The sequence below is a fragment of the Amycolatopsis sp. cmx-4-61 genome (assembly GCF_046548775.1).
Classification (GTDB): Bacteria; Actinomycetota; Actinomycetes; order Mycobacteriales; family Pseudonocardiaceae; genus Amycolatopsis.
Genome location: NZ_JAEBEI010000009.1, coordinates 248010 through 265096 on the forward strand (window position 1 = coordinate 248010; position 17087 = coordinate 265096).

Sequence of the window (17087 nt, forward strand, 5' to 3'; positions counted from 1 at the left end):
AGAGGCGATACCTCATGTTTTTGGAGTTCTTTGATGCGCGTGGCTGGGAGGAGTGGGACCTTGCCTTCCGACCAGCGCTGCCGGACGGGATGCCGGTGCTCATCGACGATGACCTGCTGTTCGAGGACGGTCCCGGGCAGCCGCGTCCGACGGTCGTGGTGAACCAGTGGCTTCGGGAGCTGCCGAGCAGCGGCGGGCCGTCACCGCGGACGTGGGCGGTTTATGCGCGCATTGTCCGCGACTGGATGGTGTTTCTTGCCGAGCGCGGCATTCGCCTTTTCGATTCGCGCGAGCGACTTCGTTCGGGGCTGAGCGGATACGCGGCGTACCGCGCGGTCGGCCCGCTGACGGCCCGGTTCGAGGCGTCGACCTGGAACCAGCACGTGACGGTGCTGGCGAGCTTCTACCGCTGGGCCGAAGCGGAGGGTCACGCCGAGTCGCAGCCGTTCACGTACCGCACTGCTGTGACGTACTTCACGGACCAGGTGAAGGTTCAACAGGTCAATCAGGCGGTCCGGCGGACGCCGAAGGCGCACGTCACGATCAAGTACCTGGAGCGGGAGTTCGCCGACCTGTTCGTCAACGGGCTGCGGGGGCTGACGCCGGACGGGGCGGAGGACCCGACGTTCCGCGGGTGGGAGCTGGCGCGCAACGGCGCGGTCGGCGAGCTGGCGCTGGCGACCGGGCTGCGGATGCAGGAGTTCTCGAACCTGCTGGTTCACGAGATCCCGGCGCTGCCGCCGCAGCGGACGGAGCTGCCGATCCCGTTCCCGGTGCCGGAGGGCGTGACCAAGGGCCGCAAGTTCCGGACGACGTGGATCTCCTACGACGCGCTGGCCGCGGTGCATCGCTACATCGAGCTGGACCGGGCGATGGCGGTCGAGGGGTCGTCGTGGCGGCCGGCCGAGAAGCGGGGCGGGGCGCTGGTCGTGTCGGAGGCGGACGCGCGCGGCGGCCGGATCGACGGCGACAAGGTCGCATGGCCGTCGATCCGGCCCGCCGAGCGACGTCGGCTCGTCTCCGCTGGAGGCGGGTCGTTGCTGCTGGCGGTCCGGTCCGACGGTGGCCCGTTCACGGCGTGGAACACGGTGTTCGAGCGGACCTCGGCGCGGATCAAGAAGAGGTTCGAGCCGCGGTTCCCGCACGTCTGGCCCCATCGCCTGCGGCACACGTTCGCGATCCAGACGATCGAGCGCCTGGTCAGCGGCTACTACGTCGAGGTCGCGAAGACCGAGCTGGCGACCAGGGCCGATGACGCGCTGGCGCTGTATCTGACCAAGGCGGACCCGCTGATGGTCCTGCGGGACCTGCTGGGTCATTCGAGCGTGATGACCACCGAGGCGTACCTGCGTCGGCTGGACATGACGCGGGTCTACCGCGACGCCTACGAGCGGGCCACGGCCGAGGTCGGACAAGCCGCTGCTGCGGCGGCGGACCGGGAGGCGGCCGACGAATTTACCGATGACGAGGAGGAGTTGTAATGCCCGCCGAACTGGTGGAAGCCCCATTGGGCATCGCGTGCGTGTTCAGCAACGGCATGCACCGCAGCGTCGAGGTCGGCGAGACCCCGAACCCGGTCCTGGCCCGCGAGCTGCTGCTCGGCCTGGTCGGGCTGGTGCACCCGCACGGCAAGATCGACGCCGCGCAGACGGTGCAGGTGTACGTGTACAACCTGCGCAAGCTGGTGGACCACCTCCACGAGAAGGGGTTCACCGGGTCCGCGGCCGAGCTGACCCGCCCGCAGCTGGCCGGGTACTGGCTGGGCTGCGGCCACAACATCGAGCAGACGACCCGGCGGATGCTGGCCTCGCTGCACGCGCAAACCCCGGTGCTGGCCCCGGCGACGCTGGGCATGGTCCAGGGCCGGTCGTTCAACCCGCGCCGCAAGCGTGACCGGGGCTCGCTGCAGCCCTACTCCGCAGGCGAGTGGGAGCGGCTGGAGCAGGCGTGCCGCCGGACGGTGAACGCCTCGTTCGCCGAGCACCGGCGGGCATTGGAGGCGGCCGAGGCCGGGCAGCGTCCCGAGGGTGGCCGGCGGACGTGGACGCCGGAGAACGTGCGGTGGCTGCTGCGCGAGTACGGCCCGCTGACCAACGCCCAGGCGGCCGAGTTCATGGGCGTGTCACCGTTCACGATCCAGTGGAAGTGGGGCAGCGTCACCGAAGCGCGGGAGGAACTGTTCCCGTCGACACGGGTCGTGCTGGCCTACCAGCTGCTGTTCGGGGTCTACAGCGGCGTCGTCCCGGACGGGATCGCCGAGCTCGGCGTCGGCGATGTCGACTGGGCCGGGGAGAATACGGTCCTGCTCGACTACGTCAAGGGCCGCACGTCGAAGGAGAGCCTGAACCTTCCGAAGAAGGCGATCCGGCTGCTGAGCCGGTGGCTGGAGCACTCGCAGTTGATGCGCAGCCACGCTCCGGCGGAGCTGCGCGAGGACCTGTGGGTGCGGCATGCGCCGATCTCGACCGGCTCGTGGCACGGCGGGGCCGTGCACCAGGATGTCGGCAACAAGTGGATCCGGGAGATCGAGCTCCTCGGCGATGACGGCGCGCCGCTGCAGCTGCACCGGCACCGCATCCGCACCTCGTTCGAGTCGCTGCGGGACCGGCAGTCCTGGCACGGCAGCGCCCGGGCGACGATCGACCCGAACCACAGCCCGAAGGTCGAGGGCGACAACTACCTGACGGTCACGACCCCGGGCCAGCAGGACTCCGTCGACGGGATCATCGAGTCCGCCCAGGGCGATTTGGTGCGCAAGGCGCAGCCGCCGATGCTGCTGACCGACGAGCAGACCGCAGACCTGGCCGCCGGCTTCCCCAAGGTGGTCGAGAAGCTGCGCCTGGATGAGAGCGCGCTGGCGGAGCTGCTGCGCGGTGAGCGGGACGTGTTCCTGGCTTCCTGCGCCGATCAGCTCGCGAGCCCGTTCGGTCCGGCGGGCAAGCCGTGCCCGGCGCGGCCGTGGGTGTGCCTGTTGTGCCCGCTGGCGATGTTCGCGCCGCGGCATGCGGCGAACCTGCTGCGGATGAAGGCGTTCTTCGGCCGCCAGTGGCTGCAGATGCCCGCTGAGCACTTCATGGCCGTGTTCGGCCCGTACGCCTCGCGGGTCGACGAGGTGATCGCCGCCCTCGATCGCCACGACCCCGCGCTGATCGCCGCCGCGTCGACCGAGGTGGCCGATGACGACGCCGAACTCCCGCTGCGCCTTGAGGAGGCAACCCGATGACGACCCCGTTCCACGACCGCACCGAGGTGCGGGACTCGCCGTTCACGGGGCTCGATCTGTGCGCTGCCGCCGGATTCGAGTTGCCTGCAGGCATCCGCCGGCCGGTGTTCGACGATGATGTCTGGTCGTTCACCGACGTGATCGGGATGGCCCGCTACATCTCGCCGAACGCGCGGGTGCTGGACTTCAGCGCGATCACCGATCCGCGGTGGCGGCGGCTGGCCAAGGAGTACATCGCCGCGTTGCTGCTGCCGGGGCACGAGGCGGTGGCGGTGTTGCCGCAGGCACGCCGCTTCCCGTTGTCCGTGCTGACCTGTCGCGCGCGGCTGGTCGGCTTGACGCGGTTTCTGAGCTGGCTCGCCGCGCGTGGGATCAGCCGCTTGCACGAGGTCACCCAGCATGAGTGCGACGCGTACCTGCTGCACGCTCAGTACCCATCCGGCGGCCATGACGGCGCGGCGGCCGCGGCGAAGACGGGGATGCTTGCGGCGCAGACCATGCTTGAGCTGGGGATGTACTCGGAGCTGTTCACCGACGACCGCTACCAGCCCGGATTCCGTGCGTTCAAGGGCCGTGCCGCCAACAAGATCGCCGGGTACGCCCCGAGCAGGCAGAACTCCACCCCGCCGGTGCCGCAGGACGTCCTGCGGCCGCTGCTCGCGGCGGCCCTCTACGTCGCGAACACGATCGGTCCACTGGTGGCCGGGCTGGAGGCGCAGCGCCGGGAGCGGCAGGCCGAGATCGAGCGGATAACGACCGCGCACCGGGTTGACCGACGCCGGATGAAGGCCGTCCTGCGGCGGCACGCCGCTGAAGGCCGGCCGCTGCAGCGGGTTGGAGACAACGAGGTCAAGCGGCGTCTGCAGGAAGGCTGGTCATCCGAGGACCCGCTGCTGACGGTTTCGTTTTCCGCGCTGGCACAGGAGATCGGCTTCGTGCAGATCGCCGGTGGCTGGTGGGACGAGCTGCGTGCGGAGCTGAAAGCCACCGCCGCCATGGTCGGCGTGTCCTGGCCGTGGGGCCGCAGTGCAGCCGAGATCGCCCGCGCCGACGACGGTGGGCTCGTGGCGTGGACCGAGCCGCTGAGCGGCAGGGGCGTGATCGGGCTGGCGAACGTGGCGAGCACGGCCGCGCTCCTGGTGATCGCGATCGTGTCCGGGATGCGCTTCAGCGAACTGGCCGAGCTGAACGTCGGCTGCCGCAGCCGCGAGGAGGTGCGTCCGGGGCTGGTGCGTCACCGGCTGGCCAGCAAGGTCGTGAAGGGCAAGCCCGTCGGCGGGCTGCCGGACGAATGGGTCGTGGTGGCCGAAGCCCACGACGCCGCTGGGATCGCCGAGCTGCTGGCCCCCGACACCGCGTTGGGCGCACCGTTGTTCGGCCGGTTCGCGTTCGCCAGTCGCTACGAGTCGTTCAAGGCGTGGGTGAACGGCCCCGCCGGGCAGCGGCTGGGACTGGAGCCGATTCCCGATGGTGTCGTGACGATGCGGATGCTGCGCCGGACCCTGGCGATCGAGCTGGCCTACCGGCCGGGTGGGCTGCTCGCGGCGAAGATCGCGCTCAAGCACGTGTCCGTCGCGACGACCGAGGGCTACGCCGCCCGCCCGGGTGGCGCGCAGGCGAAGCTGCTGGCCGAGGTCAGCGAGCAGGAGCAGGACCGCAACCTCGAGCTGCTGCTGGAGGAGTGGCGCAACTACCAGGACGGGGTCATGCCGGCCGGGCCGGGCGCCCGCGAGCTGGTGGAGTTCTTCGACGGCGTCGACGGGCAGCTGGCCGAGTACGCGAAGTCCGCGCCGAAGACCGCGGCGACGGATCAGGAACTGCGGAACCTGCTGACGCGGCGGGCGAAGGTACTGCACCTGGGCACCGGGAACTACTGCTGGTTCTCCGATCCGTCGCGGGCGCTGTGCCTGAAGCTGGCCGGGACCCCGACCGCGGACAAGCCGCTGATCGGGATGTGCGACTCGGCGCGCTGCCCGCAGGCCACCCACCACCCGCGGCACCGTCCGGTGTGGGCGGACGCGGTGGAGAAGAACACCGTCTTCCTCGGCAACTTGGGCGCCAGCCGCAAGACCGAGCGGCGCCGCCTGGAGGTCGAGGTGGCCCGCGCGGCGCGGGTCGTCGCCGAGATCGACGCCGCCACCACGACCACCGACGACGAGGAGGGGGCGGCCTGATGCGGATCACCGACGAGCAGCGACGCCAGATCGAGGACCGGATCCGGGCGGCGATGGACCGCCTGCTGCGTGGCGAGCTCCCGCCGGGCGGCAAGTGCGACGTGAAGACCCTCTCGGCCGAGTCCGGGGTGACCCGTGCGGCGCTCTACACCACCTACCTGCACCTGAAGGAGGAGTTCGAGCGTCGCCGCGACGAACTGCGCGAGGCCGGGGTCATCGCCGACCCGCGCGAGGGTCAGATCGCGCGGCTCAAGGAGCAGGTCACCGGGCTGAAGGAGCGGCTGGCCGCGCGTGATGCCGAGGTCGAGGAGCTGAAGAACTTCCGCACGTCGGCGGTGTCGCGGCTGGCGGTCCAGCACGAGGAGATCACGCGGCTGCGCGAAGTGGTGGCGCGGCATGGCGCGGTGCGCAGCCTGTCCACGGGGCGCGGAGACGCAGCCACGGCAGCGGACGACGTTCCCGGGCCTGTGCGGTGACGACCCGGCGGCCGCGATCCCCGGGAAGCAGGAGCAGGATCGCGGTCGCCGGGTCGTCGGGCGACCTGAATCCGCTTGTACGGCAACCGAAATTGAGGCGGCCCCGGACGCGGTGCGGCTAACACCGGCCGGGGCCTTGATCGCAGAGGAGCTGCGACCCATGACGAACACTAGCGATGACGCACGCCCGCACACCGAGCGCACGGTGATCCGCACGCGGAGCCCGCACGACCCGGCCCGGCACGTCTCGGCCGGTGAGCTGCTGGCGTGGTGGGAGGCCGCGCAACGCCGCACCGTCGACGCCGCCTGCACGGGGCGGGCTGTCGACGTCGAGGACTACTGGACCGAGCTGGCGGTGGGAACCCGGCTCGCGGCCGAGGTCACCGCCGGCCGCTGGGTCGTGGTGGCCCGGCTGCTGCGGGCCGGTGCCGTCGGCGACTGGTCGGAGATCGGCGCTGCGCTGGACATGAGCGACCATGAGGCCATCGCCGGGTTCCTCGGCTGGGTGGCCGGGCAGGGTCGCCTCTACCAGGACACCGGCATCGGGTTGACGCGCGCCGATGCCGACGATCTGGAGCGGCTGGCGGTCACGGTGGACGGTGGCGGCCGGTGAGCGCCCCGGTGCACGAGGATCTGGTGGGCCAGATCCGCGAGCTGTTCGACCAGGCGCGGGCGGCGGGCCAGCCGCTGCCCGGGCGGCCGACGCTGGCGAAGCTGACCGGCGCCACCGAGCACCGGGTGCGGCTCGCGGTGGCGGAACTGACCGCCGACGAGGAGGCGACCGGTGACCAGCCCGCCAGCCGTGGCACCGAGAACCGCCAGGACGGCGCCAGCCCGGTCACCAGCACCGCCAGCGTCTCGGGCACCGAGCGCGGACACGATCACCAGCCACCCGCCGATCCGGCTCTCGCCGCCCACTTCGCCGTGGTTCCGGACGGCTCCCGGGCGACGGCCGAAACGCTGGCGGCCGAGGCTGGCGACGCCACCACCAGACCGGTCTCCGTTGCCGCCAGCGCGGCCGTGTCCGGCGCTGCGGCGGCTGCACTGCCGGGGACCACGGCGGGCGCGAAGGTGGTGTCCTGGGCGGGCTTCGTGTTCGGGTCGGTGATGTCGGTGGCCGCGAACGTGCTGCACACGTGGCTGCCCGCGGAGCGGATGCCGCCGGGCTGGGCGCCGGGGATCGCGGCGCAGATCGGGTCGGCGGTGTGGCCGATCGGACTGCTGCTGTCGGTCGAGGTCCTGTCCCGGGTGCGCTGGCCTGCGGGATTCGGGTGGCGGGTGGCCCGGTTCGGCGGGACCGGCACGGTCGCGCTCGGCTCGGCGGTGATCAGCTACGGGCACGTGCACGACCTGCTGCTCGCCTGGGGCTACACCACGGTCGCCGCGTACGTCGGACCGCTCGTGCTGGACGGGTTGATGGTGATCTCCGGGTTCGCGCTGCTGGCGATGAGCGGCAGCGCCAGCGTCGCCAGCGTCGCCAGCGCTGGTGACAGCTCGATCAGGGATGGTCGTGACCGGTGACGAGGTGGTGGGGCCGGACACGGCCCCACCACCGGCATCGTCGTCGTTCGGACGGCGGTTCGCGGGGCGTGGACCGGGCAAAGTAGCAGGCCAGGCCACCGCGGACCAGGCAACCGCTGCGCGGCCGGCGCACGCGCCGGGCCTGGACCGCGACGGCCTTGGGCCTGCGGCTCACTCCGGGTCCACGTCCGCGCTGACCAGGAGCTTCCGCATGTCCGACACCGGCCCCGCCCCTGCCCGCGACCACAAGACCACCGACGACGTCTCCAGGGACAGCCCTGGCGAGGAGACCGCCAGCCCGGGGAACGAGCTGGCGACCAGCACCACCAGCGCCGGCCAGGCCACCGCGCTGGACGGCGAGTTGCTCACCGAGGAGGAGTACCAGCGCAGCCGAGCTCGCCGGGTGGTGGCGGTGGCGGTCGCCAGGCTGCCGCCGCAGTGGCAGAGCGCCGCCACCGTCCGCCACGCCAGCCTTCGCCTGGTGGGCACGGTCGCCAGGGCACCGATCCGCTACCCGCCCGCCGTCGCCCGCGGGGTGGCGGTGTCCGCGCGGGCATGGTGGGCGTGGCTGCGGGTAGAGGACTTCTACGCCGCGGCCAAGGACGCGGACAAGCTGGCCGACCGGTTCGCCGAGATCCACTCCCACCGGGTTCGCCGCCGCTGGTGGACCCTCGGCATCCTCACCGTCGGCGCCGGCGGGCTGATCACCCTGGAGCTGATCTACGGGCCGCTGGCGTGGTGGCTGACCGCCGCCGGGGCGTCGGTGGCGTTCGCAGTCGTGGGGCGGCGCAAGGACGGCTCACCTGGCCGCAAGAACGTCTTCCCGGGCACCCGGACGCTGGCGTGGACGATCAACGGGGACGTGCTGGTGGAGGCGTTCCAGGCGGCGAAGGTGATCGGCCCGAAGGACGGCTTGGCCTTCTTCGCCCGGCCCACACGCGAAGGCGAAGGTTGGGCCGTGGTCGTCGACCTCCCGGAGGGGCGGAAGGCGTCCTCGGCGATCGCCGCCCGCGAGTCGCTGGCCAGCGCCCTCGGCGTCGACGAGACCCAACTGATCCTGGAACGGGTCCGGGGCACCGGCGGGCACGCCGGGCGGCTGGCCTGCTGGGTCGCCGACCGCGACCCGCTGGCCGAACCGCCGCTGCGCTCCGGGCTGGAGCAGCTGCCGGAACTGTCCATTTGGGACGGCGTGACGATCGGGAAGACCGCGCGCGGGCGGGCGGTGACGGTGGCGTTCTGCTGGACGGCATGGCTGATCGCCGGGCTGCCGCGCTACGGCAAGTCCAACCTGCTCCGCCTGTTCCTCGTCGCGGCCTGCCTGGACCCGCACACCCGGATCTACGCGGTGGACCTCAAGGACGGCGCGGACTTCAATCCGCTGCGGCCGGTGGCGCACCGGATGCTGATCGCGTCGGCGGAGGGCGCGGAGACCGAGCAGACCCTGTTGCGGCTGCTGGCGTTGCTGATCGAGCTGGAGACCGAGGTCCTGGACCGCTACAAGCGGTTCAAGACGATGCCGGAGGCCGACGTCCCGGAAGGCAAGATCACCCGCGCCCTGTGCGAGTCGAGCATGCCGTGGCTTGTGCTGGCGATCGACGAGTGCCAGCTCGGGTTCGAGGAGCTGGGCAGCGACACCCGGGCGGTGAAGGATCTGCGGCGGGTGATCGTGGACAAGGTGTCCTGGCTGGTCCGGAAAGGACCGGCGGCGGGGGCGACGGTGTTCCTGGCGACGCAGAAGCCGGACCGCGGGTCGATCCCGACCCGGTTGCGGGACAACATCTCCAGCCGCGCCGCGCTGCGGTTGCCGACCCAGCAGTCCAACGACATGGCCCTGGGCACCGGCAAGACCGCCGCCGGGATCGACGCCACGAAGTTCACCGAACGCCACCGCGGCGCGGCCTGGCTGCTCGCCGACGACCTCTCCGGCGTCGGCGCGTCCGAGGGCGTGATCATCCGGGCAGCGAAGCTGGACCTCGGCCCGACCCGCGCCGCCGCCGAAGCCGGACGCGAACGCCGCGCTGCGCTCGGGCTGCTGACCGGGGACGCGGCCGGACAGCGCCCGCCGACACCCGTCGAGGCCGCCGCGCTGACCGAGCTGGTCGCGGCGAGCACCGCCGCCGAGCCGGTGGACGCCGAGATCGTCGAGGACGCGGGGGGCGGGCCGCTGCCGGAGGTACTGGCGTTGCTGGCCGACGTGATCGGCGAGGATGAGACCGGGATCGTGGCCACGGCCGAGCTCGCCAGCCGGATCGGGTGGGAGGCGAAGGCCCTCGGGGAAGCGTTGCGGCGCCTGGAGATTCCCGCACCCCGGCCGTCGCGGCAGCGGATCGGCGGAACCAAGCATCCGGTGTCGGTGCAGCACGTGGACGCGATCGTCTCGGCGATCGTCGAGCACGGTGGCGACGACGGTTGGTGCCGGGGGTAGCGTGCCGCGGCCGGTCTCGCTGGCTAGATCGGACGCACCCGGGTCGGGTCAGCACAGTTGTGCCGACCCGCCCGGGTCACGTGCAGGCTCCGCTGCGTCCCCGCAAAACGCGATGACCAGCTGCGACAGCCCGGTGTGCAGGTGTGCGAGCCGGTCCCTGAGGTCCGCACGCACCCCGCACCAGCTTGCTCGGGCAGGCGCCACACGCGTGGTCACAGAAACCGGTCGATGTCGTTCCACAGATCGCCGAGCAGGTCCTTGACCTCCTCGGCGATGATCCGCACCACGACGGCACCGACGATCTTCGCGATGACCGAGCGTTCGCTGGTCACGTCCGGCCGTGGTTGGGTTCGACGGCGAAGCGGCCGCCGTCGTCGCCACGGGAATCTGTTGTTGTGCTCGGTCACCGGTCCTCCTGGTGCTCAGACCCGCGCGAAACGGGGTCGGTTTCTGTACTCAGCTGATGGCGCAGAAACCGAGGAAGGCAGCGAGGAAAGCCGGAAAGGCCAGCGAATTACACGGCGCGGAGACGCGGCACCTTCGGCAGACCGGCCTCGGGCGTACTGTCGGCAACGATCTTTTCGAGCTTGGGCCTCTTCGTGGGCTTGGCGAAGTCGCCGGTCAGGCGCCGCATCAGCCGGCGGTCCACGCCGTCGGCGGACAGCTCGTTCCGGACCTTGCGGTACTTGGAGGCGAGCAAGCCGTGCTCCTCCAACTCGGCGTAGCCGCGGTTCGCGGTGGAGACGGATATGCCGTACCACTTCTTCACGTCGTCGGCGGGGAGCCAGAACTCCCGCTGCTCGTCCAGCGCGATCAACAACATCGCCAGCCCGGCGAGGTGGAGCTTGCGGTGCCAGTCGTTGGTCCAGTAAATGAGCGGAATCTGCAGGTATGGGTCGTCCCGCTCGCCGCTGATCTCGGAGTACGGGTCGCCGTTCCCGGATTCGTGCAGCGGGTAGACGACGCTCTTGCGGCCGGCGCGCGACCGGGTGATCAGCTTGTCGTCCTCCAGCCGACGCAGGGCCTTGGACACCAGGCCGCGAGCGGCGGTCGCCTTCCTGTCGTCCAGGTCGAGGTTGAGTGCTCGCACCCACACACCCGAGTCGAGTTGGACGTCCCACGGGTCGTGGCTGCCCAGCATGCGCGCGAAGAGGTAGGCGTTGAGGGCAAGGTGGTCACCGTTGCGCACGAGTTTGGCCAGAGGGCCGGGTCTCGCGTGGCGCCCACGGCCGCCCTGCTGAAGGAAGGCCTTGCGGATCCCGACGCCCTGCTTACGCTTGGAGCGGCGGACGTACGCGGCCACCATCTCTTGCCGGGTGGCTGCTTGTTCATCGGGCTCGAACCCGTTGTCGTCGTGCATGGACCAATCATGCGCTCGCAGGACGACTCGGTGGTTTCACCAGCCCCGGGTCACTTGCCTCGGGAGACAGTGCTACTCGACAACCTCGATCGCCAGCTACGAGTGCCGGCTACGAGTACCGCGAACACCGCTACACCGGCTTGCCGCGAAACCCCTGGTGGGCTGGTTCCTGGTACAGGGACTGTGCCCCCTTCGAGGGATGACTTTCCGATTTTCTCAGACCAGACCCGATGATCATGGATTCTGGGGGGACGGCGCGCAACGCGCCAGGTCACCGGACTGGGGCACCACCCGCCCGGCAGCCGCCCGATAGGGGCTTGGTGTCGCCTGCCTGGTACAGGCATCGTTGAGCCCGTGGAAGCGCGGGAGTTTCGGGTGCGGCTGCCGTTCGACGTGCCACCAGCCCGGTACGCGGCGATCGTGCACGCGGTCGCCGCAGTGCTCGATGCCGCCGGCCTGATCACCAGATCGTCCATTTTCGTGGATCATGAAGCCCGCGACGAGGACCTGAACCGTGCGTTTGACCGGTTCAGCGCCGACTACCCCTGGGGCGATCTCTGACCGCACGTTCTTGCCGATCGGCTGGCACGCGACCGCACGGCCTGCTGGCACCGCTTAGGGGATCGCGTGCCAGCGGGCCGAGCGGTCGTCGGTGCGCAGGGACCGGACACGGTGGTGCAGCTCGGCGGCTGCGGCGGGTTTGTCGGGGGCGAGGCGGATGTAGGCGCCGAGGGCGTGCAGTTCGGTGATGTCGCGCAGCAGCTTCCAGCCGGGCCAGCTGAGGATGTCGTAGCCGTAGGCGGTCAGGAACCTCGTGCGGTCGGCTTCGGGTTCGTGGAAGTGGTCGGGGATGCCGGTGAGCAGGTCCAGCTCTCGGGGGCCGAGGCAGGTGCTGTCCCAGTCGATCAGCAGCCAGTGCCCGTCGGGGGCGCGGACCAGGTTCTCGCTGTGCGCGTCGGCGTGGACGAGCCCGTCACCGAGCGGGAACGCGGTCGTGGCGAAGACGTCGGCCAGCGTGTGGGCGCGGTCGAACAGCCAGGCGCGATCGTCGTCGGCGACGGCCGGGCGCGGGCGCTGCTGGTCGAGGTCGATCGCCTCGAACAGGCGCTGCAACGGCTGGTAGCGGGGCACCGGGAACGGCGGAGCGGGCAGCGCGTGCAGGCGCCGCAGTGGCACCGCCAGGTCCTCCAGAGAGGGGGCCGGGGTGGTGGGCCGGTGGGGCCAGAAGGTGGCGACCGCGTCGGCGGCGATGACCGGCTGTTCGCCCGACGCCGGGGCGAGCGCGACCGGCTCGGGCTGCGTGGCCAGCCATTGGGTGACCTCGATGCAGGTCTGGGCGCGGCGGCGGCGCAGCGCGGTGTCCGGGGCCAGCCGGACGACGAGCTGGTCGCGGGGCAGCAGGTACACCGCGTTGGAGCGCTGGTGCAGCAGCCGGGCGTCGGCCGGGTCGGCGCCGAAGATCCGGCACGTCTCCCGCAGCGCGGGCAGGCCGGGCAGACCGGAGTCCTCCTGGCGGGCGGGCCGGGCCATCGGCGGTTACGCCGCCGTGCCGGCCAGTGTCTTGCGGATGTGTTCGCGCAGGTCGGCGACCTCGGGCTGGCCGGCGTGCGGGGCGGCGACGGTGTCCAGGGTGCGCAGCCGGGCGTAGCCGCGGGTGGAGGACAGTCCGGTGATCGCGTCCACCGCCTCGTAGCCGGTGGCCACGGCGGCGTCGAGGTCGCCGGCCTGGAACTGCACCGTGGCCAGCGGGGGCAGGATCACCGCGCGGCTGCGCTCGTACTCCGCGCCGTACCCGGACGCCGCCGTGGTCAGCCTCTCGATGGCTTCGGGCGCGAACTCCGGGCGTGACAGCGACAGCAGGTACAGCGAGTGGCCTTGCTGGGCGGTGATCTCGGCGTCGTTGACGAACCACGCCCACGGCGGGGTGGTGGCCGGGTCGGCGGCGGCGTAGGTGTCCTGGGCGTTGCCGATGGCGCGGCGGGTGGGGTCGGCTTCGCCGAGCGCGGCACGGCACCAGCCGAGCACGGCGGAGATGTAGCCGGAGGTGATCGTGGAGACCGGGTGGCGGCGGTTGGCGGCCGTGGCCGAGGCGAGCTGGACCAGGTGCAGCGCCTCACCGGCCCGGTCGGCGTGTTTGACCGGGTTGAGGCTGTGCAGGTGCAGGGCTTGGTGGGCCATGTCCAGCAGCACGTCCACGGCGAGGTCGGGGGCGCGGGGGTGGTCGTCGGCGCGGCGGGCGGTGTCCAGGGCGTAGGTCCACAGGCGGCGGGCGGCGTCGTGGTCCTCGACGTCGTAGGCCATCCACCCGGCCATGCTGGCCAGCTCGGCGACCGCGACCAGCAGCCGGGTCCGGACCTCCGGCGTGCAGACCGCGTCCTCCAGCCGGCGCACCTGGTGCAGTTGCGTGATCGCCGCGGCGCGACAGAGGCCGCCGCCGTGGGCGAAGTCCGAGCGACGGAACCCGTCGGTGATCGCCTCGATCGCGTCGACGTCGGCTTCGCCGATGCGGGGCCGGGTCACCGGCTCGACCTCCCCGGGCAGCAACGACCCGAGCCGGGCCAGCTCGGGATGCAGACTCGAGCCCAACGTGGCGGCCGTGACCAGGGCGAGGAAGTCCCTGCGCTCCAACCAGCTCACCTCCTCCGGTGCCGCCACAACGCTACCCGGGGCCTCGTCGGGGAAGCCGAGCAAGCGGGGCGGGATGCGCAGGAGACCGGCCAGCCGGGCGGCCAGCTTGACGTGAGTCAGCCGCCGCTCGCCGCGCTCGACGGCCGAGATCCGCGACTGGGACAGATCCAGCAGGTCCGCGAGCTGCAGCTGGGACAGACCGGTGTGGGCCCGGACCGCGGCGAACACCGCGCCGAAGTCGTAGCGCGCCAGCGCAGCGCGCAGGTCCGCGTCGTCGTAGAACCCGTCCGGGATCGGCCTGCGGAACCCGGCGGCGCGGGCGCAGGAGCCGCACATCGGTTCGGCGGCGGCCAGCGCGGCGCCACAGAACCGACAGCGGTGTCGCCTCTGACCAGTCATGGCTCGCCTTCCGTTCCCGGACGGTGTTCGCGCAGGTTCACAGCGTAGATCCCCACTCGGTACCAGCCAGTCGTGTCGAGCCGCCGAAGTCAAGCCCCAGTGGGGCTAGCACCGCTGGGAATCGGCAAGCCCGGCGCGGACCAGGACGGTGGACGTCATGGCTACGCCGATCTCGATGACCGACCAGGACGCGCTTCCCGCTGGTCACCGCCACGGTGCGGGCGTGCCGGACGGGTCGACGACGGCGGCGGCCGACGCGAGCCCCCGGTGGCCCGACGCGGACCCCCGACCTGGGTCGGGCCACTGGGTTCCCACCTCCGTGCCGCCAGACGCGCGCCCGGTGCTGACCTTCCCCACCGGCGGCCACCGCTACCGCCAGTACCGGCTGGTGTGCGGGTTCTACGAGTGCGTGCACGGCCACGTCCGCCGAATCAGCTCCCGTCCCGGGGCAGGTGCGCCGTGAGCACCCCGGACCCGGCCCTGGTCCGCAGCGTTCTTCAGCGAGTCGCGCGAGGACAGATCGTGTCCACGGACGGGGTGTTGCGGCACCACGACGACGTGCTGCCGCCGCACGCGCTGTCCCTGCTCCAGGCCCTGCACCAGCACGGCTACCTCACCCTCCACCCCGGCCCGGCCGCCTCGGCCGGCCTACGGGTCGCGGCGCTGAGCGTCACCGGGACGCAGTTGCTGGACTGGTCGATCCGCCAGCCGCACACGCCGTGCCCGCTGGCCCTGCTGACCGGCCAGGACAGCGGCGCTCCGGCGGGAGCGGTGCCCGAACCGACCCGGGCCCGGCAGGCGTGATCGAGGTGCCGACGCTGATGGACGACAGGACAACCTCACCGCCTGCGGGAACGGCCACAGGATGGTGGTGGGGCACCAACCGGCCCGGCGGCACCTTCTACGCCGGACGCGCCCACGTCGTGCATCCCACCCAGAGGGCTTCCGGGCTGTGCGGCCTGCCCGTGGACGACGTCTGGGAACGGCGCCCGCCGACGCCCGAGCACCTGTGCCCGGACTGCTGCCTGCTGGCGATGGCCACCTCCTACCCGCCGTTCCCGCCCTCCCCGGCACCCCCGCTGCCGCACCGAGCCACCGGCACCGGCAGGCCCAGGCCAGCCAGCGAGACGCCGGCCGAACTGACCGCTCCAATGCCTGCTCTCGGCGCGGAGGACCCATGAACCCCATCGCAGGGCGACGTGCCGACGCAGCTGCTGCCCGCCGTCGGCGACGTCGACGACCCCACCGAGGACCTGACCGCGGTACCCGAGGACACCGCTGTCATCCGCGCTGCCGCCGTGGATGCCTTGCACAATCCCCGCCGGACCGACACTGCCCTCCTCCAGCGGGTGCTGGACGGGCTGCGACGGCTATGACCAGGAACGGAGAACGCTCAGATGCCCGAGGACGACCCTCGTCCGGCGATTCACGCCACCTCGACCAGCGCGCTGCGGACGGTCGCCGCGATGCTGGCCGTCGTGCTCCTGCTGGCCGCCGCCACGACGGTCCTGGACGCGCTGCCCATACCCCGGCCACCACACCCGGCCGCGAACACCGACCGAGCCGCCCGGCACCCCGCGCAGCTCGACACTCAACCTGTGCGCGCGGCGGCGGACAGCCGGCCGTGACCCCGCCCGATCAGTCGGCGCCGACCAGGACGCTGCTGGACCGCACCGGCCGCCTCTGGTCATGGAACCCGACTCTGCCGCGGCGTCTCGGCGCGCAGCCGGGCGTGTTCTGCCATCGCCAGCACCGGCGCACCGAACGAGAACTCGAGAACGAAGCCGAACCGCTCATCGAGGTCCGCGACCCGCGTCTGCTGGCCGTGCGCCTGGAACCGGTGCCCGCCTGCCAGATCCGGCTCCACGACCTCGTGGTGCTGCCCGGCCTCGGCGAACTGTCCCCGGTCATCGGCATCTGGCCGTGCACCGACCGGTACGCACGCCTGCTCTACGTGTGCACCGACAACGGCGACTGGGCATCCCGGCGCGCGGACAGCCCGCTGTTGCGCGCCGACATCCGATCCCCGAGCAGCCCCGCGCAGCGGACCGGTCACCCGGACCACGCCACGTCACACACCCGTTCCCAGGCACCGCGACCGCACACTCCGATCGACGAGGAGCAGCACCATGGATGAAGTCCTGGCCGGCACCCTGTGCCGTGCGGTCCACCAGCGACTGGACTACCTGGACAAGCTGGCCACCGACGCCGATCTCGTATCCCGCGCGGCCTTGGCCGACACCGAGATCTTTTCCGGACTAGAAAGTTGATCTTCTTCAGTCGCTGCCCTCCAGTTCGTTCTGTGACTTCGCCTGCTGCAACATCGCGATGGCCGCGTCCTTCGGGTTCCGCGCGTCCTTCGATAGGGCGAGAAGCACGGCGTCCTGGTCGCCGCCGAGTTGGCCGGCGATGTCATAGGCAAGCTCGGCCTCGATCCACTCGGGGTAGGGCTGGAAACTGCGTCCGGTCAGGACGGAAGAGCGATCGAAGATGAGCCACTTGTGGCCGGCGTCGTGCTCCTCGGCTGGCCGCAGCCGTGCCGCGCTGGCTGGGTCGAGCGGCACGTCCTTCATCGTGTGCTTCAGCTCCAGCCGGCTGCGTAGCGTGGTTGCCAGATGACCGGGGAGCCTCAGAAGGATCGCCTTCATCATGGCGTCGTTCCTTCCCAGGTGTTTGGCATGGACGGCATCGAGGTGCAGCTCGAGCAGCTTGGCCAGCAGGGTCGCCCGTTCCCGGGCCGCGGCGCCGTCCTTGTCCTGTTGGGCTCGTTGGTCGGATCTTCGCCAGCCCATGGTGGCGATGAACAACGCGACGCTCGATGCGATCAGGGAACCGATGAGTCCGAGGTAACCAGTCATGGCGGAAACCTAGACCTGGGATC

At 71.5% G+C, this 17087-nt stretch carries 19 protein-coding genes; 15 read left to right on the forward strand and 4 right to left on the reverse strand.

The genetic code is table 11. The features are described from left to right. The first annotated feature begins 95 nt into the window (after positions 1-95). The 7 genes from ACLJOU_RS25950 to ACLJOU_RS25980 all read left to right on the forward strand — a co-directional run bounded on the left by ACLJOU_RS25950 (position 96) and on the right by ACLJOU_RS25980 (position 9819). Positions 96-1481 (forward strand): tyrosine-type recombinase/integrase, encoded by a 1386-nt coding sequence (locus tag ACLJOU_RS25950; RefSeq protein ID WP_410570681.1) that lies wholly within the window; start codon positions 96-98, stop codon positions 1479-1481. Beyond that, positions 1481-3223: a hypothetical protein gene (locus tag ACLJOU_RS25955; protein WP_410570683.1), complete on the forward strand. Its 1743-nt coding sequence runs from the start codon at positions 1481-1483 to the stop codon at positions 3221-3223. The genes ACLJOU_RS25950 and ACLJOU_RS25955 overlap by 1 nt, the downstream gene beginning before the upstream one ends. Continuing rightward, entirely contained in the window at positions 3220-5397 is a 2178-nt protein-coding gene (locus ACLJOU_RS25960; protein WP_410570685.1) for a hypothetical protein, read from the forward strand. Before ACLJOU_RS25955 ends, ACLJOU_RS25960 begins: the two co-directional genes overlap by 4 nt. Next, on the forward strand, positions 5397-5873 hold the full coding sequence (locus ACLJOU_RS25965; RefSeq protein ID WP_410570686.1) for a hypothetical protein: 477 nt from the start codon (positions 5397-5399) through the stop codon (positions 5871-5873). The genes ACLJOU_RS25960 and ACLJOU_RS25965 overlap by 1 nt, the downstream gene beginning before the upstream one ends. Before the next feature lie 160 nt (positions 5874-6033). Next, positions 6034-6486 (forward strand): hypothetical protein, encoded by a 453-nt coding sequence (locus tag ACLJOU_RS25970; protein WP_410570688.1) that lies wholly within the window; start codon positions 6034-6036, stop codon positions 6484-6486. After that, on the forward strand, positions 6483-7394 hold the full coding sequence (locus ACLJOU_RS25975) for a hypothetical protein (protein WP_410570690.1): 912 nt from the start codon (positions 6483-6485) through the stop codon (positions 7392-7394). The genes ACLJOU_RS25970 and ACLJOU_RS25975 overlap by 4 nt, the downstream gene beginning before the upstream one ends. A gap of 211 nt (positions 7395-7605) precedes the next feature. Beyond that, positions 7606-9819, forward strand: coding sequence for an FtsK/SpoIIIE domain-containing protein (locus ACLJOU_RS25980; protein ID WP_410570691.1), 2214 nt, complete (start codon positions 7606-7608; stop codon positions 9817-9819). Positions 9820-10333: 514 nt separating this feature from the next. On the opposite strand, the gene ACLJOU_RS25985 is transcribed toward ACLJOU_RS25980, so the two are convergent. Beyond that, complete coding sequence (locus ACLJOU_RS25985; protein WP_410570693.1) at positions 10334-11179, reverse strand: hypothetical protein; 846 nt, start codon at positions 11177-11179, stop codon at positions 10334-10336. A 354-nt stretch (positions 11180-11533) separates the two neighbouring features. Here ACLJOU_RS25985 and ACLJOU_RS25990 point away from each other — a divergent pair, with 354 nt between their 5' ends. Next, positions 11534-11740 (forward strand): hypothetical protein, encoded by a 207-nt coding sequence (locus tag ACLJOU_RS25990; protein ID WP_410570695.1) that lies wholly within the window; start codon positions 11534-11536, stop codon positions 11738-11740. Between the two features lie 54 nt (positions 11741-11794). Here the strand turns inward: ACLJOU_RS25990 and ACLJOU_RS25995 are convergent, their stop codons facing one another. Continuing rightward, complete coding sequence (locus ACLJOU_RS25995) at positions 11795-12709, reverse strand: phosphotransferase family protein (protein ID WP_410570696.1); 915 nt, start codon at positions 12707-12709, stop codon at positions 11795-11797. 6 nt (positions 12710-12715) lie between these two features. Continuing rightward, positions 12716-14206, reverse strand: coding sequence for a helix-turn-helix domain-containing protein (locus tag ACLJOU_RS26000; protein ID WP_410570698.1), 1491 nt, complete (start codon positions 14204-14206; stop codon positions 12716-12718). 157 nt (positions 14207-14363) lie between these two features. On the opposite strand from ACLJOU_RS26000, the gene ACLJOU_RS26005 reads away from it, so the two are divergent. The 7 genes from ACLJOU_RS26005 to ACLJOU_RS26035 are packed head-to-tail and all read left to right on the forward strand — an operon-like array spanning position 14364 to position 16476. After that, positions 14364-14669, forward strand: coding sequence for a hypothetical protein (locus tag ACLJOU_RS26005; protein ID WP_410570699.1), 306 nt, complete (start codon positions 14364-14366; stop codon positions 14667-14669). Between the two features lie 59 nt (positions 14670-14728). Next, positions 14729-15010, forward strand: a complete 282-nt coding sequence (locus ACLJOU_RS26010; protein ID WP_410570701.1) for a hypothetical protein — start codon at positions 14729-14731, stop codon at positions 15008-15010. Positions 15011-15027: 17 nt separating this feature from the next. Further along, positions 15028-15387, forward strand: a complete 360-nt coding sequence (locus ACLJOU_RS26015; protein WP_410570702.1) for a hypothetical protein — start codon at positions 15028-15030, stop codon at positions 15385-15387. A gap of 18 nt (positions 15388-15405) precedes the next feature. Next, positions 15406-15582, forward strand: coding sequence for a hypothetical protein (locus ACLJOU_RS26020; protein WP_410570704.1), 177 nt, complete (start codon positions 15406-15408; stop codon positions 15580-15582). Positions 15583-15603: 21 nt separating this feature from the next. After that, entirely contained in the window at positions 15604-15834 is a 231-nt protein-coding gene (locus tag ACLJOU_RS26025) for a hypothetical protein (RefSeq protein ID WP_410570705.1), read from the forward strand. Continuing rightward, positions 15831-16343: a hypothetical protein gene (locus tag ACLJOU_RS26030; RefSeq protein ID WP_410570707.1), complete on the forward strand. Its 513-nt coding sequence runs from the start codon at positions 15831-15833 to the stop codon at positions 16341-16343. Before ACLJOU_RS26025 ends, ACLJOU_RS26030 begins: the two co-directional genes overlap by 4 nt. Next, entirely contained in the window at positions 16336-16476 is a 141-nt protein-coding gene (locus tag ACLJOU_RS26035) for a hypothetical protein (RefSeq protein ID WP_410570709.1), read from the forward strand. Before ACLJOU_RS26030 ends, ACLJOU_RS26035 begins: the two co-directional genes overlap by 8 nt. A 6-nt stretch (positions 16477-16482) precedes the next feature. On the opposite strand, the gene ACLJOU_RS26040 is transcribed toward ACLJOU_RS26035, so the two are convergent. Continuing rightward, positions 16483-17064 (reverse strand): hypothetical protein, encoded by a 582-nt coding sequence (locus ACLJOU_RS26040; protein WP_410570711.1) that lies wholly within the window; start codon positions 17062-17064, stop codon positions 16483-16485. Between the last annotated feature and the right edge of the window lie 23 nt (positions 17065-17087).